Origin of the sequence: Burkholderia humptydooensis, from assembly GCF_001513745.1 — a bacterium.
Lineage (GTDB): Bacteria > Pseudomonadota > Gammaproteobacteria > Burkholderiales > Burkholderiaceae > Burkholderia > Burkholderia humptydooensis.
On the sequence record NZ_CP013380.1, the window covers coordinates 602,789 to 625,346 of the forward strand.

Genomic DNA, 22,558 nt, shown 5'->3' on the forward strand with positions numbered 1-22,558 from the left:
GATGCTCTCGGTACTTTCGAGACTGAACTACAAAGCCTGGTTCGCCGTAGCCGAGTTCGTCGACAACAGCATTCAGAGCTATTTCGCAAACCGTCGGCAGTTGCAGCGCCTGCATGGAGACAGCTTCGTCCTCAAGGTTGTCATCCGGTTGGACGCCGCGAGTCGACTTATTGAAATCACTGACAATGCTGCGGGCATTCAGGGGCGCGATTTCCCGCGAGCGTTCCGCCCGGCCGAGGTGCCCCCGGACCGCAGTGGGCTGTCCGAATTTGGCATGGGCATGAAGACCGCTGCCTGCTGGTTCACGAATACATGGAGCGTCAGAACGAAAGCTCTTGGCGAGCCGGTGGAGCGAACGGTCCGGTTCGACATTCACGACATCCTCGAGGCAAATCTGGATGACCTGAACGTCCAAGAGACGCGGGCGAATCCGTCGTCTCACTACACCGTGGTCCGGCTTGAAAACCTGGGCAAGAAATTTCCCCAGACGAAGACACAAAAGAAACTGCGCGACCACCTCGCCAGCATCTACCGGGTCTATATCCGCACAGGCGAAGTCGAACTCTATTTCGGCGACGACAACTCGCGGTTGATGTATGAAGAGCCGGAGAGTCTCGTCGCACCCCCGCACAATGCCCCTAACTCACTGCCAGTGCAGTGGCGCAAGGAAATCAATTTTGACTTGCCCGGTGGCCGGCGCGTATGGGGCTTTGCAGCGCTGCGGCGTGAGGCATCTACGTCACATGCCGGCTTTGCGCTGTTTCGTCGAAATCGATTGATAGTGGGCAGCGATGACGAGACGTACAGGCCGCACGAAGTCTTCGGCAACACAAATAGCTATCGCTATCAACGGCTTTTCGGAGAACTCCACGTTGAGGGATTCGAGGTCAGCCATACGAAGGACGGGTTCAGTTGGGACGAGTACGAGGAGGAATTCCTTGAAAGTCTTCGAGACCATCTGGAGGCTGAGCCGCTGAATCTCTTGAGGCAAGCTGAGCAGTACCGCGCCCGGCCATCCAAGACGGCGCTGCAGCCTCTGCTCAATGCGGCATCGCGGTCATTGGCTCTCGACATGGAAGAGCGCGGCGGGCCAGCGCTTTCCGGTGACGCGAATTCTGAGGGCCCGTCAGACGAGGGCTTCATACAGGAGCCGGGTCCAACGGATGACGCGGCGGCACCTCTTGTCGCGACAGAGAAGGCATTCTCGGTCCTAGTCGACGGTGCGGTGTGGAATGTCGCCGTGCGAACATTGGTCGACCCGGCCATCACGGATTGGCTCAAGGTGGGCAAAACCGAGCGTTCGCAATTGGGCCAGTTGTCGGTCAATGACGTTGCAATTGATGTGTCGATGGCGCACCCGTTTGTGCAGCAATTCATCGGCCCCAGAAACGAAAATGCTGAGCTTTTTCTTCGATTTGCGGTTGGGGTCGCCTTGGCAGCAGTAAAGGCGAGTCGTGGAGGCTACCCGTCCGCCCCTATGTTGAGCTGGATGAACCGGCTCCTGCGTGAATCGCTCACTGGAGACAGCGAATGAGCGTCGTGGTCAAAGAGTTGAAGGATGTGCGGCCGCCACTGCTGTGGGAGCCGGCGGTCGGCGCAGAGACTGACGACTTCGTTAAGCGGAAGCAGGCAAACGACCAGATTCCGCCGGAGGCACTGCAGCGGGTTGTATTCGAAGCCCAGCAAATCTTGGGCCGGTGCGTGAACCCGGGCGAACCACCGGAGGGTGCGACTGGGCTGGCCGTCGGCTATGTCCAGAGTGGCAAGACCTTGTCGTTCACGACGTTGGCAGCACTTGCCCGCGACAACGGCTATGGAATGGTAGTGCTCATTGCTGGCGTGCTCGACAATCTGCTTAAGCAGACGCTCACGCGCCTGACGACCGACCTCAATCTTGCCGGAGGGCTTGCCCGGCCGTGGGTACTGATTGATAGGCCAACGCCAGACAAAGCATCCGAGACTCAGTTGCGGCAGCATCTTGCGAAGTGGAGCGACCCGAGCCTTTCACCCCTGAAGAAACGCACGGTGATGGTCGTCGTGCTGAAGAACCACAAGCGCATGGGGAACCTTCGGGCGTGCCTGAAGGGCCTCGACCTAAGCGCGGTACCGACTCTGGTCATCGACGACGAGGCAGACCAGGCGAGCCTGAATAACTTCGCTTACGCGAACAGACGCACTGGAAGCAATAAGAAGAGTTCGAACTATAGCGAAGTTACGGCACTGAAGGCGCTTCTGCCGCACCATACCTACGTTCAGTACACGGCGACGCCGCAGGCGCCGCTGCTTGTCGGGCTTTCGGATGCATTATCGCCGACCTTCGCGGAGCTACTAAGCCCTGGCGACGGATACGTCGGCGGCAAAGTGCTCTTCGCTCCGCTCGCGAAATATTCGCGGGCCATCCCCGACGCCGAAGCAGATGCTTCGCTTGCCACGTCGCCTGACGGACCGCCAAAGACACTTGTTGATGCGCTTCGGATTTTTCTCTTGGGTGCGTGCGCGGTTGAAGCCTCGGGGAAAGTCGCTCATCGCACGATGATGATTCACCCATCGCAGCAAACCGCGTTTCACAACGACTACCAGGTCTGGATTGCTGACCTCATGGATGCCTGGCGCCCCATGGCGAGCGACGAGGCCCTGAAGGATGAGTTCTTTGAGGATTTCCGCAAGGCGCACGCCGACCTTGCAGAGACCGTCGGCGACACGCTTCCGTCGTTGGAGGAACTGGCGTTGCATATGCCGTACGTCCTGAAGACGGTGAACTATCGAGAAGTCAATTCTACCGGCCCGGGCTCCGAGCCCGTGGACTGGTCCGGATGCGAGTATTGGATTCTGGTCGGGGGAGCAAAGCTCGACCGGGGCTTCACCGTCGAGGGGCTCACCGTTACCTACATGCCCCGTCCGATAGGAACCGGCAATGCGGACAATCTCCAGCAGCGTGCGCGGTTCTACGGCTATAAGCAGAAGTACATCGGCTACTGCCGCGTGTACTTGAGACGAGATGTTAAGGACGCTTTCCGCAACTACGTCGAGCACGAAGAAGCGATACACGAGAGCCTCCGAAAGACTCGAGGTGAGCCGCTGAGCAAGTGGAACCGCCAGTTCACGCTCGACGGGGCTATGAATCCCACCCGGCGCAATGTCATTGGCATTCCCCTGGACGAGGTTGTCGCGTCGAACTGGGTCCATCCGAAAGCGGCGCATGTTGACCCACACTGCGTTGAAGACAATCGCCAAGTCTTCAAGGACTTCATCGCGCAGTTGGGAGGGCTCGACAACGGAGTGGCCGCCAACGATGTGGACCCCGACCGCTACATCGACAAGCGCGCAGGCAAGAAGAACATTCTGTTCGAGAATGTGTCTCTTGAGTCGGTCATCGATGACCTACTTGAGCGATTGCGAATGGGCGACGGCGATGACGCCGTGCTGAGGGTAGGCTGCGTTCTCGCATTACGCCAACTCATCAAGGATGGGCAGACGCACGCAGATGTCTTCATCATTGGCGAACTGGTTGCGCAAAATCGTAGTAAGAAGGCTGGGGCGATTAACCAGGTTTTCCAGGGTAAGAATCCCGACACTACTGACCGCTCTCAGTTGTTGTACGGAGGTGACCGAGAGTTCGTATCGGCGAGCCGAGTTTCTCTGCATCTTCGGACTTTCAATCTGCTGAACGCGAGTACGAAGGTGCCGGAAGAGCGGGACGTACCATGGTTCGCGATGCACGTGCCCGAGTCGCTCAAGAAGCGGTTGCTGATACAGGCGGAGGGCGTATAAGTGCCGGCTTCTTTGTGGCAGCGGTTCCAGGCGCTTAAAAAATCTAACGATGGCGAAGCGTCGGGGACAATCCGTTGCGGTGTAGGACAAAGGCATCTCCTGCTGAAAGGTGAGCGCGACGAACCGATTCTTTTGCTCGCGACGGCACAAAGGCGCTCGCCTCGGGCGCCTATCAGGCTTAAGCACGTTAGCATCCAGTTCGATGCTCGCTATGAGGTGACCGCCACTGAAACCGGGAAGTCGTCGAGCGAATGGTTTTGCAAGGTGGCGTGTGACGCCAGTAGCGCATCGTTACATGGCTACTTTGTCGAACTGCTTGCGGCGACAGCGAATTCCCTTCCCGACCAACTTGATGATTCGGCAGTCGATGAGGCCGTCGAAGCGCTGATGGAGTTGTTCCGAAAAATGGCAATGCCGTCGCGGGCATCCATGACGGGACTCTGGGGAGAATTGCTTCTCATCAATGCCTCACCGTCACCACAGAGGATGGTGGACGCGTGGCATGTTGCGCCAACCGACGATTTCGATTTTGCCGCCGATGCATTCCGGATTGAGGTGAAGTCGACTTCCAGTGTAATTCGGGAGCACGAATTCTCGCTGCGGCAGGTTCGGTCCGGGCGGCCGGACGACTTCATAGCCAGTGTGGTGCTTCGTAGCAGCGCGGACGGACTATCAGTCCTAGACCTTGCACGCCGCATCACGCCGGAACTCACCGATGCGGGGCAGGCAAAGCTGTGGCAACTGGTTATCGAGACCTTGGGCGACGACGCTGAATCGACCGAGTGGCAGACCTTTGATGTGGCGTCTGCGACCGCGTCGCTTATGCTGGTGCCAGCTAGGCACATACCGGCGCCCACAATTGCAGCAGGTGACTCGCGATTTATCTCGGATGTGCGCTTCCGGGCGCAGATTGGAGAAATCTGCAGTCAACATGCGATGCCGCTTTCGGCGCTCCTTTAAGTTAGTGAGTTGCGAGGTGGTGGCGGCGGTGTCGTGCGAGAGGGGGGGGCGCCGTCGACCACGTCGGTAATATTCACCTGGAACCGCGATTGTGCTGCTGATGCGGGAATCAGTCGTTGCCGGGTTCGCCGTTCAATGTGGCTCAGGCGAGGTTTATTCGCCGTCGAGGAACAGCCGCAGCCGCTCCGGCAGGTCTTCTAAGGCCGATTCACACTCCCATACGACAAGGACTGACCATCCAGCTTTCTCCAGTTGCAGCATCGCCGCGGCATCGCGCTCGATATTGCGATGGAGCTTGGGGTGCCAATAGTCGATGTTTGTCTTCGGGAGATTTGTTAGCGAGCACCCATGCTGGTGCCAGAAGCAGCCGTGCACAAACAGCGCTTTCCTCCGGCGCGCGAACACGATGTCTGGAGTGCCGGGCAGACTTTTGACATGGAGCCGATAGCGATATCCCATCCGCCAAAGGGTGCGCCGGACAATCCATTCCGGTGCCGTGTCCCGGCTCCGGATGCGTCGCATTCTCTCGCTGAGGCTCGTGGCACGGGGCTTTCGGGATTTGAGCATGGCGGAAAGCTGGACATGGGCGTACATGCGCTTCTGAATTTACTCCTGTCGGCGCCGGAGTGCGTCCCCGGCGTCTCCCCTAACTACATGCGATTGAACTGACTCTTGAGTAGTGTGCCCATTCGTTCCGCGCCATCGTTGCTGCGCAGTCCCGCATAGTGCTTCTCCACGGTTTGGGTCCGGTCGTTCAGTACCAATGCCGCAGTTTTGTAGTCACCGCCGTCTGCCTTCAGGATTGACGTCGCGACCAGGTGGCGGAACGCGTGCGCGCTAATGCCGGCGCACCGCGGAAGGTACTTGCCGGTAAGCTCGTAGACACGCTTGCTCAAGTCGGCCCACGGCACATGCCCAATCTTGTCGCCCCGTTTTTGTGTTAGGAAGACCAGGTCGGTTGGCGCTCGCAGCAGCGTCGGACGGCAAATGAACAGATATCGTTCAATGTCCGGCCAGCAGCTTGGCTGCACCATGCAGTCATAGTTGTGTTCACCCGCAGCGCCGCGGCGGTTCTTGAACTTGGTTTTCTGTATCCGAATCCACCACGATTTATCCAGGCGCTGATACAGCTCACCCGTATTGTCGGCACGCCATGTCAAGTGAGCCAGATTGCGCCGTCGGAGCGGATTGCTGGCCAGAATCTTGATGAGCATCATGTCGCGCGCCCACACGGCTTCCTTTCGTGGTAGGCCAATGGGACGGTCCCCCCGCATGCGCTGAAAGAGGTGGCTTCGCTCGTTCGGACAGTCTTCTGAGATTTTTAAGTGGAACGTCCGAGGCAATTATGCTGCCGATTTGATCGCAGGCAGCGTCGCGAAGTATGCCTCATCCGGCGTCTGATCCGCCAGGCTCGAATGGGGCCGTTTCCGGTTGTACAAGCTGATGTACTCGCCGATGGAGCGCCGGGCATGGCTGACCGACTCATACGCCTTCAGGTAGACCTCTTCGTACTTGATGCTCCGCCAGACCCGTTCGACGAATACGTTGTCGCGCCAGCTTCCCTTGCCGTCCATCGACAGCCGGATGCCCCGACTGAGTACCGCCTCGGTGAACGCGTTGGCCGTGAACTGACTGCCCTGGTCGGTGTTCACGATGTCCGGCCGCCCGTAGCGGGCGAACGCTTCTTCCAGCGCCTCGACAGCATGTACGGCTTCCAGCGTGATCGCCACCCGATGCGCGAGAACCTTGCGGCTCGACCAGTCCACCACCGCCGTCAGGTACACGAAGCCTCGTGCCATCGGAATGTAGGTCGTGTCGAGTGCCCACGCCTGATTCGCCCGGTCAATCTTCATGCCGCGCAGCAGGTACGGCCAGATCTTGTGCTGCGCGTTGCGACGGCTCGTGTTCGGCTTGCAGTACAACGCCTCTACGCCCATGCGCTTCATCAACGTCCGCACTCGGCGACGGCCAACCTCATGGCCTTCCCGACGCAGCAGGCGCGCCAGCATCCGCGCCCCGGCAAAGGGAAACTCCATGTGCAATTCGTCGATCCGTCGCATCAGCAACTGATCCGCTTCACTCACCGGCTGCGGTCGGTAATACACGCTCGATCTCGCCACGCCGACGAGACGGGCCTGCTGCGAAATCGGCAAAGCGTGCTTACGGTCGATCATTTCTTTGCGCTCAGCAATCCCGCCTTGTCGAGCGCGCCGCTTAAAAAATCATTTTCCAGCGTCAGTTGCCCGATCTTCGCGTGCAGCGATTTCAGATCAACCGGCGGCTCGTTCGACGGCGCACCGCCCACGCCGAACACGTCCGCCGCGCGCTCCTGCAATTGCCGTTTCCATTCCGTGATCTGGTTCGGGTGTACATCGAACTGCTGCGCCAATTCGGCCAGCGTCCGCTCGCCTTTGACCGCTGCCAGTGCCACCTTCGCTTTGAACGCCGCTGAGTGCGTCCGTCGGGTTCTCTTCGTCATCTTCCAGGTTCCTTTGCCGGCATTATCGCTGGCTCAGGCCCCGGTCGCTCCACTTATCCGACTGTCCAAATTCGCGCAGCCACATCTGAATCATGTCAACGACCGCGTCCATCGGTTGGGGCAATTCAATGAAATGCCGGATGGGTTCGAAGGAGTCCCGGGACACTTCGATTTCGTGCCGATAGCCTGAGACGAGTTGCTGGGTCAACTCGAACTGGCGTTCGCACATCACCTCCCAATCGAGGTCTTGATACGTGCTTGGCAGGGTGGACCTGAACTCGGGGCGTTGCCGCAGATAGCCAAACCGTGGCCGCACGAGCGATGCAACGAACGCGAGAAACTGATTAACGCTTTGATTGCGTTTTCCAATGCGCAACCGAGTCCAGTCGAGGAACGCCTCAAGGTAGTCCGGCACGGCAAGCCAAGCGAGGGTCTGGATAGCTTCCTCGGCGAGCCCAATGCCGCCCTGGTGGGAAGGCATGGTTAGCCAGCCGAAGTACGCCGACGTTTTCATCCAGGCGATTCTGGCCGACGCGACCTCCTGCCCCTTGTAGAAGGCCCACCAGTTGGCAGCGGTTTCAGGGGTCAGCGGGCACGGTGAAAATCTCCATTGACCGCGTTCAGTACGCCTGTACAGCGGTACAGCCGCCGTCTTGTAGCGCAGGTATTCCATCCATTGCCCGCGTAACGGCGACTCCTCGGCGGGCTTGTAGCGGAACGCGACCTTGGTGAGCTTTCCGACCATTTCGTTGTACGGGATTGGCGTGGGTGGGCCGCCGACAGCAACCTTGTGGCCGGAGACCTTCATGCCAGAGAGGTTGAGCAGGCTATTGCGCTCCAGCCCGAAATAAGTTTCAAGGCGAAGGAGATATCGTGCATTGCTGGCGCGGGGCGTCTTGCCGCGAAGCCATCCCCAGAGCATACCCTTCGGCACCGCAGCATCTCTCGCGACGCGGGCGACGGACTGGTCGTCCAGAACGCTCTTGAGTGCCTGCATAAAGGGAGTGCCATCGCCCTGGTCGATGGCCACGCGAGTGTCATGCTCAATAACGAACTCCTTCCAGGGCCGAAGCGCAGACCGGGTGTTCGTAATGTTTCTGGCAGAGCGTCCGACCGCCTGCAAGGCGGCGACAAAGCGCTCGATAGACTCGGGATAGCGCATGCGCATCTCGTCGCCAACAACATCGTCTTCGGTCAGGCAATTTGCTCGGAGGAAGGCGCGCAGCGCGGAGACGCGGTTCGCGGCAGTTTGCTGGTTGAGATTCTCAAGCTGCACCTTGCGGGCGTGGTCGTCCAGCATGATGCGGTAGGTAAGGGGCACGGCCATACGGCTCCCAAGCGCCCGCCCCCTCACGCTGCTCGTCTGCGATGCTGTTAAAGACGATGGAGTGAAATACCTGCAAATCTTATAACTCGCTGATTTGTCGAGTCTTTGTGCGGTCATGGCGCTCCTCCCTTCTGATTGGAGGGCGGCGCAATTGCAGGTAATACTCAGGCGAAAAAGAGGGCGTGCAGAAATCTGCGTCGCGAACCGTATAGCTCGGTGCGTGGGGCATGGCCGGCGAAATTTCTCAGGCGACGGGGAAATGAACCAGAAACGTGGGGGCTACGGCGCTGCCGCACCTGCAGGAGAGGAAACAGGGCTCGACTGGCTGGACGCTCGGCCCAGTAATTGGCACCTGGGGGGCGCCTCACACCTGCCGGTGTGCCCCGTTAGTGGTTCCGCCCAAAGGGCACAGTCCGGCGTGGGCGCCGGCCTGCGACTCCGGCCCGATAGGCCTCCGTCGCCCTCCGGATGCTGACCGTCCTGGCGGACGTCGAAGCGACGCTCGACATTGCTCCGAACGCTCCCGTGTGGCGCGGTTGAGGGACGGCGTTGCGCTTCCGGGACGGCGCGTACTCGTCGGTACGGCGCCATCGTGAAAATGTGTCAATTCGCTGGCTAAGCAGCCGCTACATGCAGTCACCCGATGGACAAACACATTCTTCTGACCTAATAATTCGCGTGGCGATAATGACGTAGAGAGACGTCTTGATAACACGAACAGCACAAAGCGATTTTTCGCCCGGGCAGGTATTTTTCCCTGAGCCATCCCTGTATCTGGTGGCGAACTATGAGCCTCGCCCGGACAATCCGAATTGGGTCAACGTGTTGTGCGAACGGCACGATGGGGGCGACGCAATCTGCGCATACCTCTCGCCGGTGGATGCCATGCTCGATGCAATCTTCGCCTCGAAGCAAGGCAAGCGCTACTACGCAATTCCCGCTAGCGGATTCGTTCCGACGACATTCATTGACGACAACAACGGTCGTCTTGCGCTCGACGTGCACCTGGGCTGGCCGGCGCGGAACGGCCAGTTGATTGCCCGGCGCAACGGCAAGCCCGTCTCCTGCGCTTCGCATCACGAGATGCAGGTTCTACCCGAGCACGCTCATCACATCGCGTTCAGACTTGAACAGGGCACCCTGGCAGTTCTCGACGAGCTATATATGAGCGCCGGCCTGTTTGCGTATCGAGAGTCGTTCAACACGATGATGGGCTGGCCTGAAACGCGCCGCAACCGAGCCGTTACGGCGGCCGTGCAAAAGATGGGCGGCCTCGCGCCGGCGGAGAGCGAGTACAACCAGATGGCGCTCTACGACGCCGAGTTCGAGCAGTGGCATTTTGTATCCCCCGCGCCACTGGCAAAGCTTTGACTCGACGACTGAAGTTGTTGGTTTCCCCGCAAGAACGGATTTGCGGGAAGCCAGGATGGTTCTACGGCCACTAGCCTGTTCAACGTTTTTAAAGGTATCACCAGCATGAGGCGCAGCTACTTGATGGTGGGCGACAAGTCGTCTGCCAACGGAACGGTGATTGAAGGGGTGCCTATGACGACCCATCACGGCACCGAACCGACCTTTCTCGGTGCGCAGGTGACTTGTCCGGCCTGCAAATCCGTCGGCCGTATTGTCCCGACGGGGCCACGCTGGCCGGGTTCAATGATGGGTAAGGAGCCAGCGCTGGAAGGTGACATTTGCGCCTGTAAATGCGACCCGCCCCCGGTGATGATTGCCTCTCAAACCGACATGTACATGACCTTCGAGAGCAATCATTTGGCCGAGCTCGGTTTTGCGCCAAGCGGCGAGCTGATTGAGCACGCGTTCAAGACGCACGACCAGCACTTTCGGATTATCAACAGCGACGGGGAACCAGTGGAAGGGTTGCCTTATATGCTCAAGAGCGCGGATGGAAAAACCGTGCAAGGCATTACATCAGCGAACGGGAAAACCGAACTCATCTCGGCTGACCAAGCGCATGATGTCCAGTTCTTTCTTCACTTGGCGGGAGGGAGTGAGTAATGCAACTGGCCAACGCGCTGATGACCCCCAAGGACGAACGTAAGGCCGTCACGGTTCAACACAAAATCTACTGGATTCACCGGCATGAATGGAATGCCCAGTGGATAGCTCAATACCATGCTGCAGTACCCGCATTGGCCAAGGAAATACAGGCTCGAAAGGTCGATATGTCGAAGCTGGAGAGCGAACCCATCGACGGGTCACCTACCGGTGGAAATGACACGAACCGATTTACCTGTGAGGATTTCGCCTTCGAAATTCTCATTGAGTTTGCCTCCCGCAACAAGTTGCCCTTGAAAATCAAGACCGGCTCCGCGGTCTTTAAAAACATCGACATGGACTATCAGTCCGGAAACAAGACGGCTCCGCCGACACCGGCTGGATTTGCTCTTGATGTCGCTTATGCCAGCGGCGCGCCCGACGTGCTGAAAAACTCGCTCCCTGTAGCGGACAGTGACCTGTTGCCAGGCGACCTCTTCGTCGAATTTAACGGCGGGCATATCCAGGTCGTAACCGGCGCGGGGCCAAGGCGGATAGAAATCATGCAGGGCAACTTCCCTGGACCGGGCGAGACACCCCGCCGAAAGTGGACAAGCTATCTGGAACTCGGTCCCTGGATTCGCGCGACGAATACTGGCAACCGGGAAAGCTCGAACTACCTGGGCTCTCCTGTTCAGAATGCCGTGTACGAGCAGCGCAATGGCAAGTGGATGTATCAGCGTCTCTACGGCGACTATCGAGACTGGGACGCCGATGTCTGGGGAAGCATGAACAAGCACGTGCGCTGGAACTTCGCCGAGTTCAACAACCTATGAAACTGAGACTCACCGTTGCTATGCTTGCGGCGCTCGTGCTGTGCTACGTCGCAGCTGGCGTCCCTTCCATCGGCTTGCTCCTCAAGCCTTCCGTAATAGGAGAGGGCCTCGCATTGAAGCCAATCACCTATCATTGGGCTAACCGACTGGACCGCGCGATACCGGAAGCGGAATTGCTGGCGAGCCGTTTTTATGTCTTGGTGTTGGCGGCCATCAGCTTGGCAGCGAGTGGATTGGTGTTCCGAGGTGCGCGCACCGGCAAGAGCTTCGCATTTGTGCTTGGGTGGTCCGTTGCATTGCTCGTCATCCTGCTCTACGCGCAAACTCAAGCTTTCTATACGGTCGGCTAACTTATGAAGAAGCGGACGCAAATCGTGCTGGCGACAGCGGCATCCATCCTCTCCCTGGTGGGCATGGTCTTCAGCGTTGGTGCGCTGCTTTCCCTCAGGAGCGTCGACCAACTCCATCACCTGCTGAGCTACGATTACCTCAGCTTTGTGGATGGTCAGACTGCCGGCGGTCTGGCGACTGACTTCTTCACGGGTATCGCGTTGGTGCTCATCGGGAGCATTCTGTTCACCAAAACCCAGCGGGCTGGTGACGTAGGCAAGGCGGTAGCCAGCTTCCTGCTCCTGTTCATTGCATTTACTCTCATCTACGCCTGCCTGAACCCTCGCATCGGTGTTCGGCCGTATTGAAGGTTCTGATACGGAGTTCGCCAAGCATACGGACTACGCTGAACGCACCCGTCGAAACGCTTTAACACATCGTTGGAGCCCGTGAGCGTGACCGCTGGCCGGTCGGTGTGTAGTGCCGGGCTGACGGGCGTGGTCATTGAAACGTCTCAACGACGGGTTTGTTGTCGTTCCCGACGACGGGGGCGGTTATTTCCGGCCATCATCTGTACGACCGACGGGTTGGCCTGCGAAAAATGCTCGATTTCTGCTTGGTAGCCGTATAGCCGGTGGAGCGCCAGGGCGATGGCGCATGACCGTGAATAGCCGCCCTCGCAGTGAACGACTACCGACAACACCTCCATCGGCAGCGCCTCGACGAAAGAGTGAATCGCCTGAGCTTGCTCCGCGGTGAATGCGTGTGCGAGCTTGCCTCGCGACTTGTTCGAGAGGTTCGGGCTCAGGAAATCGACGTCCGCAAAACTGAGCCGTAGCAGATGGGCGAAGCCATCTAGGCTGGCTAGTGGGCGCTCCGGCGCGGTGACCGAGATGACGGCAATCGACGGTAGCCGCGGCAGCTTCTCGGCGTCGCCACGCGGCAGCGCGAATACCTGGCGCGAACCATTCGCCGGCGGCTTGTACAGCTTGCCCACAACCTCTTGAAGTCGCTGGACCATCGGCTGGATACTAGAAACTTAGAGAGAGGGGGCAGCGGCGGCGCATATGATGCCGCGAGCTGGCGGCCTAAATGTCGTCATCAATGTCATGCTCGTAGACTTGTTCAGAAATTGCCTCCCGGGTTTTGGACTTTCCTACACGTGCAGGAGCGCAATCACCCTTTTCCACGACGATTTTTCCCGCATGGACGCCTTGCGTTTCGAGTTCGCATTTGGGCCACCCAGTCACGAGCTTGACAGCAGCGAGAGCAGGAAGCAACACGTCGAGCCACTTGCTTTGCTGCATTCCCTGTCGTCCCACCAGCGGCAGCAACGTCTCCGGAAGCATGGGATAAGGGGTCGACCATGTCGAGAAAAGGGCGTGCAAGCCTTTCGCGAGGGGTTTGCCGTCAAGGAGCCGCCGCTGTGACCGCCGGAGAATCGTCCACTGATTACCGTCGAACAGTCGGGCCAGTTCGACATCGAGCAGAATGTCATAGTCCTCGCCGGCCGCCGTCGTTTTATCGAGTTGATGCATCTTGAGAATGAGCCGGGACTTGCCAGACAAAAGGCCATGCACCGAAAACTCGAACTCGGCGCGGTAGAGGCGGTCCAGCGATTCATCCAGAAGCTTCCGGGTCTTGCCGCCGGCGCTGCGTTCGAGCGCCCTTGGCAACTCGGCGCGACTGAACACGACGTGGGACTCGCGGCACGTTTCGTTGCCGCTGACAAATACACGCCTCAGAAGCTCATAGAAGACATCGGCGTCACCCTGGTCGAGTTGGTGGCCAGCCGTCTGGAAGACCTCAATGTCGCTCGTTGATGGCAACCGGGTTCGTTCGCGATACAGAGGCCGTTCGGCATGGCTACGATAGAACCGCGTACTGAAGATGGCGCTACGCGCGAGCGCGTGCGCCGTCACCAGGTTATTGTTCAACCCGTGCTTGAGTCGCAGTTTCGGCCACGTCACTGGGCTGGCGTTCTGGAGGGCGGTCATTGCATCTCTCTCGTGTAGTCCCGTGGCCGCCCAACGGACGGCAGGTAGTATAGCTGCGGAATCATTCATGCCGGCCAGTCAGGGGACTTGCGGATAATGCCGCCGGGACTTGCGGATGAAATGTGGGGACTTGCGGAACGGCGCGCAGAAAAAATTGCCAGCGAATAGTGCGGATTCTTCCTGGCGCTGGCCGGGCAATTCATAAAAAGGAGAATTTCAAACAAGGCGCTGTGGGGCAGGGCAGCTCGCTCCGCTCGCGGCTGCTAACACGCGGCGTCTTCGCTCGCTCTGCGGGCGGACATCATCCGCCCTCGCGGCACTGGCTTGCCAGGACGGGCGGGATTGCGGAAACGGGTGTGCAAATGCTTCCGCCCGTGGCTTCCCGCGGCGGTCGCTTCCGAGGTGCCGTGCCGGCCCCTGGTAGCAGGAAGGGCAACCGGTGCGCAGTCGGCTACGGTCGCGGGATGCAGCCCGCTCGTTCAAGTCATTTGGCAAATTTGGGTGCAGGGACTTATGGCTAATGGCGAGCGCTGTTGGACGGGCACGGACTATCGACGTACTCGTGGCGGCAGCTTTTCGTCGGCTGTCGCTACTTGGCGCGGAAACACCGGTTGCGCCCCGCCCATGCTCTGCTAGAACCGGAGCTTTTGTTGCTTGGCTGCGCAAACGCCCGTTGCGCGCGCCGGATGGTCAAAGCGGCTGATAGCTGTAGCGTACGAAAATTCGCCGCTCGACCGTGATACCCGGAAGATGTCATTCGAGAAGTGCCAACCCCGGACGACATACTCGGTGCCTTCCTCGGCGAGCTTCTCGACTGGCACCTCAATCACCTTCCCTTTCGGAAAATAGCTGGTCGTCGATTCTTCCGCCTTGCAGAGCAGTTGCGTGAATTCCGTGCAGTGAGCCGCGAGCGAAAACAAAAACAAGGCCGCAGCCAAGGAGATTTTCTTGAGCGTCATAACGTTGTCGAACTGCATAGCCTTTTGATGCCGAATCCAGCATGGCATTGCGAAATGCTCGAGAGCCGACTCAGGTACTGCAGGCGACGCGCATCGCGTACGCCGCTTCCCACCGCCGTTGTCGGGGTCGTTCGTTGGCCGTTCCCTCCTGGCCGCGGGCTCGGTCGTTGTGCCAGCCGCGCTCGCAGTCCTCCGATTGGCGGGCCCGTGCGCTCCAATCGGTACACTCAGCCACGCATTCTACGAATAACGTAGGTAAGCGACAAGTACAACCTTTCGAATCTCGTAGGTCGGAGCGCCGGTTGCCAACGACGGGGCAGCAGGGAGGTTTTCTCAGATTCGCTGAGAAAACGTGAGAAAAAAGCTTCATGCCGTCGGCGGCGACCGGCCGGCCAACAACACGGTCAATCTCTTCGCGGTGCGTTCACGACTCCGGCTCTTCCGCGATGCAGTCGTTGCAGTACACGCGCGACCAATATTTGCGGAACGTGCCGGCACCGCCACAGCATTCGCAAACAGTTCGCGCGTGAAGCTCCGCTTTCTCCACCGCGTCATGGATGCGATTCCACGATGGCACGTCACGGAAGAATCCGAATACGAGCCCGATGTCGAGCAGGCCGTTCGTCGTTTGAACGCTTCTGCAGAGAGGAAGTAAAGGGTACGGGTCGTATGCCTCGAGAAGAGCTTTCTCCCGCAGCGCCTGTTCGAGTGACGCGAGAAGGTCGGGGCTGCCTGCCTGCTTTGCCCATAGCGCCTGAATCTCACGCTCAATCTCATCCGCGAGCTGGTCAATTATCGCGTACCACCCGGCGCCACACTGAATGCCCAGGAGCGCGATGTTCGACGGATATGCCTCCGGACAGTTCATGGCGCGGAAAAACAACGGATACGACGAGGCCAGGCGCTGCTGCAGTTCCATCGACATCCGTGCACGCGGTTCATTGTGGGTCGGCGCAGTATCTGCAATCGCTGCTGGCCGGGGTGTCCGATGGCCATCCACAGATGGACCTCCTTCCGCATTTTGTTTCGGGTGGTGCGTGCCCAACTGGGACCTGGGTGGGGGAAACTGGCGCCGCGTCACATGCACGGCTTGACCCTCAGGTGGCGCTGAAATTCCACTTGGCAGGTGGCGGCACCAGCGCGGGCATTGGATTCTACGAATTACGTAGAGAAACGGCAAGGCAATCCTACGATATTCGCAGGATGACGAGAAAGGAGCCCGCCACCCTATTCGGCCGCCGCCTGCGGGCTGCGCGGCAGCGGGCGGATATCCCGCAAGACCGGCTGGGCGTCCAGATTGGGCTCGACGAGAGCACGGCCAGTGCTCGCATGAGCCGCTATGAAACGGGGACGCACGAGCCCCCATTTGGCATCGCCGCCAAACTGGCGGAGGCGCTTCATCTCCCTGCGGCCTATTTCTACTGCGAAGACGACGAGCTTGCAGACCTCGTGCTCGCGTGGGTGCGCCTGCCCAAGACCGAGCGCAAGCATATCAAGGCCATGATTGACGCCATCTTGGCAGGCAAGCGTAACAAGTAGTGGCCGTCACGCGACCCGGCGAGCAAAATCGACGCGGATGACGTTCCCCGCCGAGCCGGTCGATGTCGTCGATGAGACCGGCTCCTCTGTTTGCGGACAGGCGCGAGCGTCCAGACTCTCACGGCTGCTTCTTGAAGACTGCATCGTATTGGCGACGTTCGGACCGCGCGTTGACGGCGCAACGTCGTCGGCGAGCGGGGCGGTTGACGGTGCCGACGCATGGTCGTCCAACATCTCTTTGAGCGAGACGGACGCACCCTGTTTGAGCCGAAGTCGGCCACGGTGGAGCGTCGAATCGGGCGAGTCGACCCGGAAAGCGTCATCGAGCCGCTTGGCGAAGCTTCCCGCGCACAGATGCGCATAGCGCAGCAGCATGCGGGTATCGCGGTGGCCGCTGAAGTGCTGAAGGTCGACGAGCGAGAACCCGCCCGGCGTGCGGCTGCCGGCTTCGGCGACGCGGGAAATCGCTTCATGACGAAGGTCATGGATGCGCACCTCGTCGCCGCCAGTCAAGCCCGCGGCGATGCAAATGCGCTGCCAGGCCTTGCGCAGGCCGTCGACGCCAATTGGGAACACCAGCTCGCTGGTGCGCGACAACTGGCGCAGCAATTCGACGAGGTCGCTGCGAAGAGGCAAGGTGCGGGGCCGGCCATTCTTGGTTTCTGGCAGGAACGCGGCCTGGCCGTCCAGGTTCACGTTCGACCAGGTCAGCGTCAGCGTCTCGCTTCGGCGGGCCCCGGTCATCAGTTGGAAGTGGATGAAAGTCTCCAGCATCGGAATGTGCTCGTACGTCCGCTCGGCTTCCGCCTGGTAGCGCTGCCGAGCGTCCTTGATAACCTGCTTGCGCCGGTACACGGTGGTCGCATTGTTCGCGTCCTCGCGCTCTGCTGCCATCAGTTGCTCTAGGCGCAGAGCGATGGATTACGCACGGTCCTCCTCGTGGGCGGTCTCCAGCAAGCGCGCCTCCTCGCCATCCTTCAGGCGGCGGTCCCGCTCGTTGTAGTAGCGGGGCCGGCGCACGCCATCCATCGGGTTCTTGGCGACGTGAATCCGCCAGGTGTCGATGGCGATGTGGCAGACCGCCGAGAAGATGTCGATTTCGCGGTCCACCGTGCTTGGCTCGACTACCTGGCAGCGCTCCTCGATGTAGTCGGCGAAGTCGTCCGGGACGATGGCGGCGAAGGGCTTGCGGATGAACTTGCTGGTCTCCGACGGCTGTCCGACGCGAGTGCCAGTGGACCTGCGGATTTTCATGGCCGCGACCGTGGGGCACGGATTAGGATGCGCGTCGCGAATCTCGGCGAGGTCCTGCCGGGGCAACCCTGCATCCTCCAGCCACGCATTGATTTTGTAGCCGAGGACCTCGAAGCTCTTATCGCGCGGCGCCTCGTCGCGGAGGTAACGAATCAGCAGGTCGGCGAGGGTCGTCTTATGCCCCTTCGCATAGTCGATGAACAGCCCCTGGCGCTGCTCGCTCTCAATGCGCTGCTTGATGGCAATGGCTTCCGCTTCGCTATGCGCGGTGAGGAACTGGTTCTTGTGCGCGACGCTGCGCGTGCGGACGACATAGTGGTTGTCGAGGCTGGCCAGCCTCGGCTTGAGTCCTTGCAACTGCAGCGTCTGGACGTAGCGCTGGATGGCTTTGTCGGCGTTGTGGGAAAAGGTGCGGGTCAGGTCGTCGCGATTGCGGACGGTGACACGGATGCGCGAGCGGTTCTCGATGGACGCCATGGCAGCGATGCTCCAAGGTTGTGGAGCACCGTATAGGCGTAGGACAGGGGGATGATTCGCGATTTGCAGCGAAGTGGCGGAGATTGCCACTGATTTGCCACTGCTGACCCTGAAAACAAAAACAGCGGACATCTAGTCCGCTGTTTTTGCAAGGAAACCTGGTCGGGGTGAGAGGATTCGAACCTCCGGCCTCTACGTCCCGAACGTAGCGCTCTACCAGGCTAAGCTACACCCCGATTTGTACTCGATTCGTACTGATTCGTCGCTTTGGTCTAGATCAAGACTGACGTGACGTCGAGTAAAAACATAATTCTAGCAGGCTCTCTTTGAAAACGGAAGAGGGAAATGAAGAAATTGCCGTGGCCGCCGCCTGAGCCTCCTGGCGAGCGCATTCGAGCGTATGGTCGAGGGCGCCCGAAAGCGTGATCGCGTCGAAGATCGTGTCGAAGCGGTCGGTGCCGCCGTGCTCGATCGCTTCGCGCGCGAGCGTCGACTGCTCGGGCGTGCCGCGTTCGATCAGATAGATGAGCGGCAGCGTCGGCTTGCCTTCGCGCAGATCGTCGCCGGCGTTCTTGCCCATCGATTCGGCGGTGCCCGCATAGTCGAGCCAGTCGTCCATGATCTGGAACGCGGTGCCGATCCGGCGGCCGTACTCGGCGGCGGCGGCTTCCGTCGGCGCGTCGGCGCCCGCGAGCACCGCGCCGAGCCGCGCGGCGGCCTCGAACAGCTTCGCGGTCTTGTAGCGGATCACCTGCATGTAGCGGGCTTCGTCGACATCGGCGTCGTGCATGTTCAGCAACTGCAGCACTTCGCCTTCGGAGATGATCGTCGTCGCCTCGGACAGAATCTCCATCACGCGCATCTTGCCGACGCCCACCATCATCTCGAACGAGCGCGAATAGAGGTAGTCGCCGACGAGCACGCTCGCCGCGTTGCCGAACAGCGCGTTCGCGGTCTTGCGGCCGCGCCGCAACTCGGATTCGTCGACGACATCGTCGTGCAGCAGCGTCGCCGTGTGGATGAATTCGACGACGGCCGCGAGCACGTGCTTCTGGTTCGTGTTTTCGCCGAGCGCGCCCGCGACGAGCAGAAGAAGCGCCGGCCGCAGCCGTTTGCCGCCCGCGCCGATGATGTACTCGGCGATCTGGTTGATCAGCAGCACGTCGGACGCGAGGCTTTGCCGAATGACGCGATTCACCTGCTCCATGTCGCTTGCGATCGGGGCGAGCAAGTGGGCGGCGCTGAGGGAGGGGGTGGCAGTCGACGACATGATGATGGAAATGGGTAGTGCCGCGGATTATAAGGCGAATCGCCGTCGAGCCGGGCCGTCGTGCGACCTCATCGCGCGTTTTTCGGCCGTTCGGCCGATGTCCGCGCCACGGTCGGACACGACAGGCGCGGATGAGCTTTGACTGAGGCGCTAACTCTATGTATAATCACGCGTTTTCCGCGCACGGTGCACGGAAAAATGGATCCAGAGTGAGGTTTTCAATGTACGCGGTCATAAAAACCGGCGGCAAGCAGTACAAGGTTGCTGTTGGCGAAAAACTGAAAGTAGAACAGATACCGGCAGACATTGACGCAGAAATCACGCTCGACCAGGTTCTCGCAGTGGGCGAAGGCGAATCGATCAAATTCGGTACGCCGCTGGTCAGTGGGGCTTCCGTCAAGGCTACCGTCGTATCTCACGGTCGTCATGCCAAGGTCACCATCTTCAAGATGCGTCGCCGGAAGCACTACCAAAAGCACGGCGGCCACCGCCAGAACTACACCGAGCTGCGCATCGACGCGATCAACGCGTAAGCGCCTCCCTCGGTAAAGGAGCAATCAGATGGCACACAAAAAAGCAGGCGGCTCGTCCCGGAACGGCCGCGACTCCGAGTCGAAGCGCCTCGGCGTCAAGGTGTATGGCGGTCAGGCGATCAACGCGGGCGGCATCATCGTGCGTCAACGCGGCACGCGCATGCACGCGGGCGAAAACGTCGGCATGGGCAAGGACCACACGCTCTTCGCGCTGGTCGACGGCCATGTGAAGTTCACGACGAAGGGCGCCGACAAGAAGCACACGGTCGTCGTCGTTCCGGCCGCTGCCTGAGCTCAGGCGCGACGGGCTTCGTAGCCAAAAAAGGCCCCGCGGTAGCAGCGGGGCCTTTTTTATTTTGCGCGCGTCCTGCGCGCAAGCATTCGGCGCGCATCGGCCGTTCGGCCGATTGGTCAAGCGCGGCGTCGCGCGGCACAATAGCAGGAATGGCAGCACATACTGGACGGAGTGACGGATGAAGTTCATTGACGAAGCGCGAATCGAGGTCATCGCCGGGGACGGGGGCGATGGCAGCGCGTCGATGCGCCGCGAGAAATTCGTTCCGTTCGGCGGACCGGACGGCGGAGACGGCGGCCGCGGCGGCAGCGTGTACGTGATCGCGGATCGCAACATCAATACGCTGATCGACTACCGGTACGCGAAGAAGCACATGGCGCGCAACGGCGAGAACGGCCGCGGCTCGGATTGCTACGGCAAGGGCGGCGACGACATCACGCTGCGCATGCCGGTCGGCACCGTCATCAACGACATGGATACGGGCGAGCTGATCGCCGATCTGACCGAGCACGACCAGAAGGTGCTCGTCGCGAAGGGCGGCGCGGGCGGCCTCGGCAACCTGCATTTCAAGTCGAGCACGAACCGCGCGCCGCGCCAGAAGACGGACGGCAAGCCGGGCGAGCGGCGCATGCTGAAGCTCGAACTGAAGGTGCTTGCGGACGTCGGCCTTCTCGGGATGCCGAACGCGGGCAAGTCGACGTTCATTTCGTCGGTGTCGAACGCGAAGCCGAAGATCGCCGATTATCCGTTCACGACGCTCGCGCCGAATCTCGGCGTGGTGCGCGTCGGGCCGGGCAAGAGCTTCGTGATCGCCGACATTCCGGGCCTGATCGAAGGCGCGGCGGAAGGCGCGGGTCTCGGCCACCAGTTCCTGCGGCATCTGCAGCGCACGGGGCTGCTGCTGCATCTCGTCGATCTCGCGCCGTTCGATGAGAGCGTCGATCCCGTTGCGGAGGCGAAGGCGATCGTCGGCGAGCTGCGCAAGTACGACGAATCGTTGTACGAGAAGCCGCGCTGGCTCGTGCTGAACAAGCTCGACATGGTGCCGGAGGACGGGCGCGGCGCGCGCGTCGCCGATTTCATCGAGCGCTTCGGCTGGACGGGCCCCGTGTTCGAGATTTCGGCGCTGACGGGGCAGGGCTGCGAAGGCCTTGTCTACGCGATCTACGACTATCTCGTCGCGCATTCGGAAGCGCATCGCGCCGAGCTCGCGGAGGATCTGGCGTCGGACGTGCGCTTTCGCGACGCGCCGCCCGCAGTTGGCGAGCCGCACGAGCGCGAAGCCGACGCGCCCTGAGCGTCTCGTCCGTCGCAAACGGCGCCGAGCGATTTGCCCGGCGCACGGGATTCAATCGCGCATCACTCAAGGAGACAGCGCACGATGCGTTCGATCATCGCCGATTCGAAGCGCTTGGTAGTGAAAGTCGGCTCGAGCCTCGTGACCAACGACGGCCGCGGGCTCGATCATGACGCTATCGGCCGATGGGCCGCCCAGATCGCCGCGCTGCGCAGCGCGAGCAAGGAAGTGGTGCTCGTCAGCTCGGGCGCGATCGCGGAAGGGATGCAGCGCCTCGGCTGGAGCAAGCGGCCGCGCGAGATCGACGAACTGCAAGCTGCCGCGGCCGTCGGGCAAATGGGTCTCGCGCAGGTGTACGAAAGCCGTTTCGCCGAGCACGGGATTCGCACCGCGCAGATTCTCCTCACGCACGCGGATCTTGCCGACCGCGAACGCTACCTGAATGCGCGCTCGACGCTCCTCACGCTGCTGCGGCTCGGCGTCGTGCCGATCATCAACGAGAACGACACCGTCGTCACCGACGAAATCAAGTTCGGCGACAACGATACGCTCGGCGCGCTCGTCGCGAACCTGATCGAGGGCGACGCGCTCATCATCCTGACCGACCAGCAGGGGTTGTTCACGGCCGACCCGCGCAAGGACCCAGGCGCGACGCTCGTCGCCGAGGCGAGCGCCGGCGCGCCGGAGCTCGAAGCGATGGCGGGCGGCGCGGGCTCGAGCATCGGCCGCGGCGGCATGCTGACGAAGATTCTCGCGGCGAAGCGCGCCGCGCACAGCGGCGCGAACACGGTGATCGCGAGCGGCCGCGAGCGCGACGTGCTCGTGCGGCTCGCGTCGGGCGAGGCGATTGGCACGCAACTGATCGCGCGCACTGCGCGCATGGCGGCGCGCAAGCAGTGGATGGCAGACCACCTGCAGGTGCGTGGCCACGTCGTCATCGATGCGGGTGCGGTCGACAAGCTGACGGCGGGCGGCAAGAGCCTGTTGCCGATCGGCGTCGTCGCCGTGCAGGGCGTGTTCGCGCGCGGCGAAGTGATTGCGTGCGTCGACGATACCGGCCGCGAAGTCGCGCGCGGGATCACCAATTACAGCAGTGCCGAAGCGAAGCTGATCCAGCGCAAGCCGAGCGGCGAGATCGAAGCGGTGCTCGGCTACCTTCTCGAGCCCGAGTTGATCCATCGAGACAATCTCGTGCTCGTCTGACGGCGGCGTGTCGCGTTGCGCGTCGCTCGAAGCGGA

Annotated in this window: 24 protein-coding genes and 1 tRNA gene; 13 read left to right on the plus strand and 12 right to left on the minus strand. The window is 60.7% G+C overall.

Features of this window, described 5'->3' with window-relative positions; genetic code table 11:
- Position 1: 1 nt before the first annotated feature.
- The 3 genes from AQ610_RS02770 to AQ610_RS02780 are packed head-to-tail and all read left to right on the plus strand — an operon-like array spanning position 2 to position 4,731.
- Positions 2-1,534 carry an ATP-binding protein gene (locus AQ610_RS02770; RefSeq protein WP_009913660.1) on the plus strand — a complete coding sequence of 511 codons (1,533 nt, stop codon included), beginning with the start codon at positions 2-4 and terminating at the stop codon, positions 1,532-1,534.
- Entirely contained in the window at positions 1,531-3,771 is a 2,241-nt protein-coding gene (locus AQ610_RS02775; RefSeq protein WP_009913659.1) for a Z1 domain-containing protein, read from the plus strand. Before AQ610_RS02770 ends, AQ610_RS02775 begins: the two co-directional genes overlap by 4 nt.
- The gene (locus tag AQ610_RS02780; RefSeq protein ID WP_231748941.1) at positions 3,772-4,731 is read left to right on the plus strand and encodes a PD-(D/E)XK motif protein; all 960 of its coding nucleotides are present in this window, start codon (positions 3,772-3,774) and stop codon (positions 4,729-4,731) included.
- A 153-nt stretch (positions 4,732-4,884) separates the two neighbouring features.
- Here AQ610_RS02780 and AQ610_RS02785 read toward each other — a convergent pair whose 3' ends face one another.
- From AQ610_RS02785 to AQ610_RS02805, 4 genes are all read right to left on the minus strand, one after another.
- Positions 4,885-5,325, minus strand: coding sequence for a very short patch repair endonuclease (locus tag AQ610_RS02785; RefSeq protein ID WP_009913657.1), 441 nt, complete (start codon positions 5,323-5,325; stop codon positions 4,885-4,887).
- Between the two features lie 56 nt (positions 5,326-5,381).
- A complete protein-coding gene (locus AQ610_RS02790; RefSeq protein WP_231748942.1) occupies positions 5,382-5,948 on the minus strand; it encodes a site-specific integrase in 567 nt (188 codons plus the stop codon).
- A gap of 126 nt (positions 5,949-6,074) precedes the next feature.
- A protein-coding gene (locus AQ610_RS02795; RefSeq protein ID WP_374189343.1) for an IS3 family transposase occupies positions 6,075-7,210 on the minus strand; the annotation gives its coding sequence in 2 pieces (ribosomal slippage) (positions 6,075-6,946 and positions 6,946-7,210; 1,137 coding nt in all).
- A 22-nt stretch (positions 7,211-7,232) separates the two neighbouring features.
- Positions 7,233-8,537 carry a hypothetical protein gene (locus tag AQ610_RS02805; RefSeq protein WP_144411915.1) on the minus strand — a complete coding sequence of 435 codons (1,305 nt, stop codon included), beginning with the start codon at positions 8,535-8,537 and terminating at the stop codon, positions 7,233-7,235.
- A 705-nt stretch (positions 8,538-9,242) separates the two neighbouring features.
- Here AQ610_RS02805 and AQ610_RS02810 point away from each other — a divergent pair.
- The 5 genes from AQ610_RS02810 (at position 9,243) to AQ610_RS02830 (ending at position 12,066) form a co-directional block, all read left to right on the plus strand.
- A complete protein-coding gene (locus tag AQ610_RS02810) occupies positions 9,243-9,908 on the plus strand; it encodes a hypothetical protein (protein ID WP_144411916.1) in 666 nt (221 codons plus the stop codon).
- A 105-nt stretch (positions 9,909-10,013) separates the two neighbouring features.
- A complete protein-coding gene (locus AQ610_RS32480) occupies positions 10,014-10,553 on the plus strand; it encodes a PAAR domain-containing protein (protein ID WP_080594949.1) in 540 nt (179 codons plus the stop codon).
- Entirely contained in the window at positions 10,553-11,368 is an 816-nt protein-coding gene (locus tag AQ610_RS02820) for a hypothetical protein (RefSeq protein WP_009917165.1), read from the plus strand. The genes AQ610_RS32480 and AQ610_RS02820 overlap by 1 nt, the downstream gene beginning before the upstream one ends.
- Positions 11,365-11,718, plus strand: a complete 354-nt coding sequence (locus tag AQ610_RS02825; protein ID WP_009917164.1) for a hypothetical protein — start codon at positions 11,365-11,367, stop codon at positions 11,716-11,718. The genes AQ610_RS02820 and AQ610_RS02825 overlap by 4 nt, the downstream gene beginning before the upstream one ends.
- A gap of 3 nt (positions 11,719-11,721) precedes the next feature.
- Positions 11,722-12,066 (plus strand): hypothetical protein, encoded by a 345-nt coding sequence (locus AQ610_RS02830; protein ID WP_009917162.1) that lies wholly within the window; start codon positions 11,722-11,724, stop codon positions 12,064-12,066.
- 146 nt (positions 12,067-12,212) lie between these two features.
- Here the strand turns inward: AQ610_RS02830 and AQ610_RS02835 are convergent, their stop codons facing one another.
- The 4 genes from AQ610_RS02835 to AQ610_RS02850 form a co-directional block, all read right to left on the minus strand.
- A complete protein-coding gene (locus tag AQ610_RS02835) occupies positions 12,213-12,719 on the minus strand; it encodes a protein-tyrosine phosphatase family protein (RefSeq protein ID WP_009917161.1) in 507 nt (168 codons plus the stop codon).
- Positions 12,720-12,786: 67 nt separating this feature from the next.
- Positions 12,787-13,695, minus strand: a complete 909-nt coding sequence (gene trfA, locus AQ610_RS02840) for a plasmid replication initiator TrfA (protein ID WP_009917160.1) — start codon at positions 13,693-13,695, stop codon at positions 12,787-12,789.
- Between the two features lie 632 nt (positions 13,696-14,327).
- On the minus strand, positions 14,328-14,672 hold the full coding sequence (locus AQ610_RS02845) for a hypothetical protein (RefSeq protein WP_006025179.1): 345 nt from the start codon (positions 14,670-14,672) through the stop codon (positions 14,328-14,330).
- Between the two features lie 406 nt (positions 14,673-15,078).
- Positions 15,079-15,573, minus strand: coding sequence for a hypothetical protein (locus AQ610_RS02850; RefSeq protein WP_231748943.1), 495 nt, complete (start codon positions 15,571-15,573; stop codon positions 15,079-15,081).
- Positions 15,574-15,857: 284 nt separating this feature from the next.
- Between AQ610_RS02850 and AQ610_RS02855 the strand changes: the two genes are divergently transcribed.
- Complete coding sequence (locus AQ610_RS02855) at positions 15,858-16,193, plus strand: helix-turn-helix domain-containing protein (protein ID WP_009917159.1); 336 nt, start codon at positions 15,858-15,860, stop codon at positions 16,191-16,193.
- A gap of 6 nt (positions 16,194-16,199) precedes the next feature.
- Here AQ610_RS02855 and AQ610_RS02860 read toward each other — a convergent pair whose 3' ends face one another.
- The 4 genes from AQ610_RS02860 to AQ610_RS02875 form a co-directional block, all read right to left on the minus strand.
- Entirely contained in the window at positions 16,200-17,087 is an 888-nt protein-coding gene (locus AQ610_RS02860; RefSeq protein WP_006025181.1) for a site-specific integrase, read from the minus strand.
- 27 nt (positions 17,088-17,114) lie between these two features.
- Positions 17,115-17,924 (minus strand): site-specific integrase, encoded by an 810-nt coding sequence (locus AQ610_RS02865; protein ID WP_006025182.1) that lies wholly within the window; start codon positions 17,922-17,924, stop codon positions 17,115-17,117.
- 159 nt (positions 17,925-18,083) lie between these two features.
- A tRNA-Pro gene (locus tag AQ610_RS02870) sits at positions 18,084-18,160 on the minus strand.
- Positions 18,161-18,201: 41 nt separating this feature from the next.
- A complete protein-coding gene (locus AQ610_RS02875; RefSeq protein ID WP_009917157.1) occupies positions 18,202-19,194 on the minus strand; it encodes a polyprenyl synthetase family protein in 993 nt (330 codons plus the stop codon).
- A 221-nt stretch (positions 19,195-19,415) separates the two neighbouring features.
- Here AQ610_RS02875 and rplU point away from each other — a divergent pair, with 221 nt between their 5' ends.
- From rplU to proB, 4 genes are all read left to right on the plus strand, one after another.
- Positions 19,416-19,727 (plus strand): 50S ribosomal protein L21, encoded by a 312-nt coding sequence (rplU, locus tag AQ610_RS02885; RefSeq protein ID WP_006025184.1) that lies wholly within the window; start codon positions 19,416-19,418, stop codon positions 19,725-19,727.
- Between the two features lie 28 nt (positions 19,728-19,755).
- A complete protein-coding gene (gene rpmA / locus AQ610_RS02890; protein ID WP_006025185.1) occupies positions 19,756-20,019 on the plus strand; it encodes a 50S ribosomal protein L27 in 264 nt (87 codons plus the stop codon).
- Positions 20,020-20,200: 181 nt separating this feature from the next.
- Positions 20,201-21,319, plus strand: coding sequence for an Obg family GTPase CgtA (gene cgtA, locus AQ610_RS02895; protein ID WP_006025186.1), 1,119 nt, complete (start codon positions 20,201-20,203; stop codon positions 21,317-21,319).
- A gap of 84 nt (positions 21,320-21,403) precedes the next feature.
- Positions 21,404-22,522 carry a glutamate 5-kinase gene (gene proB, locus AQ610_RS02900; protein WP_006025187.1) on the plus strand — a complete coding sequence of 373 codons (1,119 nt, stop codon included), beginning with the start codon at positions 21,404-21,406 and terminating at the stop codon, positions 22,520-22,522.
- The last annotated feature ends 36 nt before the right edge of the window (positions 22,523-22,558 follow it).

Coding starts and splice junctions, on each gene's coding strand:
- AQ610_RS02865 (WP_006025182.1), bottom strand. CDS start 17,924: ATGGCGTCCATCGAGAACCGCTCGCGCATCCGTGTCACCGTCCGCAAT.
- AQ610_RS32480 (WP_080594949.1), top strand. CDS start 10,014: ATGAGGCGCAGCTACTTGATGGTGGGCGACAAGTCGTCTGCCAACGGA.
- AQ610_RS02825 (WP_009917164.1), top strand. CDS start 11,365: ATGAAACTGAGACTCACCGTTGCTATGCTTGCGGCGCTCGTGCTGTGC.
- AQ610_RS02845 (WP_006025179.1), bottom strand. CDS start 14,672: ATGCAGTTCGACAACGTTATGACGCTCAAGAAAATCTCCTTGGCTGCG.
- AQ610_RS02785 (WP_009913657.1), bottom strand. CDS start 5,325: ATGTACGCCCATGTCCAGCTTTCCGCCATGCTCAAATCCCGAAAGCCC.
- cgtA (WP_006025186.1), top strand. CDS start 20,201: ATGAAGTTCATTGACGAAGCGCGAATCGAGGTCATCGCCGGGGACGGG.
- AQ610_RS02775 (WP_009913659.1), top strand. CDS start 1,531: ATGAGCGTCGTGGTCAAAGAGTTGAAGGATGTGCGGCCGCCACTGCTG.
- AQ610_RS02855 (WP_009917159.1), top strand. CDS start 15,858: ATGACGAGAAAGGAGCCCGCCACCCTATTCGGCCGCCGCCTGCGGGCT.
- AQ610_RS02790 (WP_231748942.1), bottom strand. CDS start 5,948: ATGATGCTCATCAAGATTCTGGCCAGCAATCCGCTCCGACGGCGCAAT.
- AQ610_RS02850 (WP_231748943.1), bottom strand. CDS start 15,573: ATGGAACTGCAGCAGCGCCTGGCCTCGTCGTATCCGTTGTTTTTCCGC.
- AQ610_RS02875 (WP_009917157.1), bottom strand. CDS start 19,194: ATGTCGTCGACTGCCACCCCCTCCCTCAGCGCCGCCCACTTGCTCGCC.
- rplU (WP_006025184.1), top strand. CDS start 19,416: ATGTACGCGGTCATAAAAACCGGCGGCAAGCAGTACAAGGTTGCTGTT.
- AQ610_RS02835 (WP_009917161.1), bottom strand. CDS start 12,719: ATGGTCCAGCGACTTCAAGAGGTTGTGGGCAAGCTGTACAAGCCGCCG.
- rpmA (WP_006025185.1), top strand. CDS start 19,756: ATGGCACACAAAAAAGCAGGCGGCTCGTCCCGGAACGGCCGCGACTCC.
- AQ610_RS02820 (WP_009917165.1), top strand. CDS start 10,553: ATGCAACTGGCCAACGCGCTGATGACCCCCAAGGACGAACGTAAGGCC.
- AQ610_RS02860 (WP_006025181.1), bottom strand. CDS start 17,087: ATGGCAGCAGAGCGCGAGGACGCGAACAATGCGACCACCGTGTACCGG.
- AQ610_RS02830 (WP_009917162.1), top strand. CDS start 11,722: ATGAAGAAGCGGACGCAAATCGTGCTGGCGACAGCGGCATCCATCCTC.
- AQ610_RS02805 (WP_144411915.1), bottom strand. CDS start 8,537: ATGGCCGTGCCCCTTACCTACCGCATCATGCTGGACGACCACGCCCGC.
- trfA (WP_009917160.1), bottom strand. CDS start 13,695: ATGACCGCCCTCCAGAACGCCAGCCCAGTGACGTGGCCGAAACTGCGA.
- AQ610_RS02770 (WP_009913660.1), top strand. CDS start 2: ATGCTCTCGGTACTTTCGAGACTGAACTACAAAGCCTGGTTCGCCGTA.
- proB (WP_006025187.1), top strand. CDS start 21,404: ATGCGTTCGATCATCGCCGATTCGAAGCGCTTGGTAGTGAAAGTCGGC.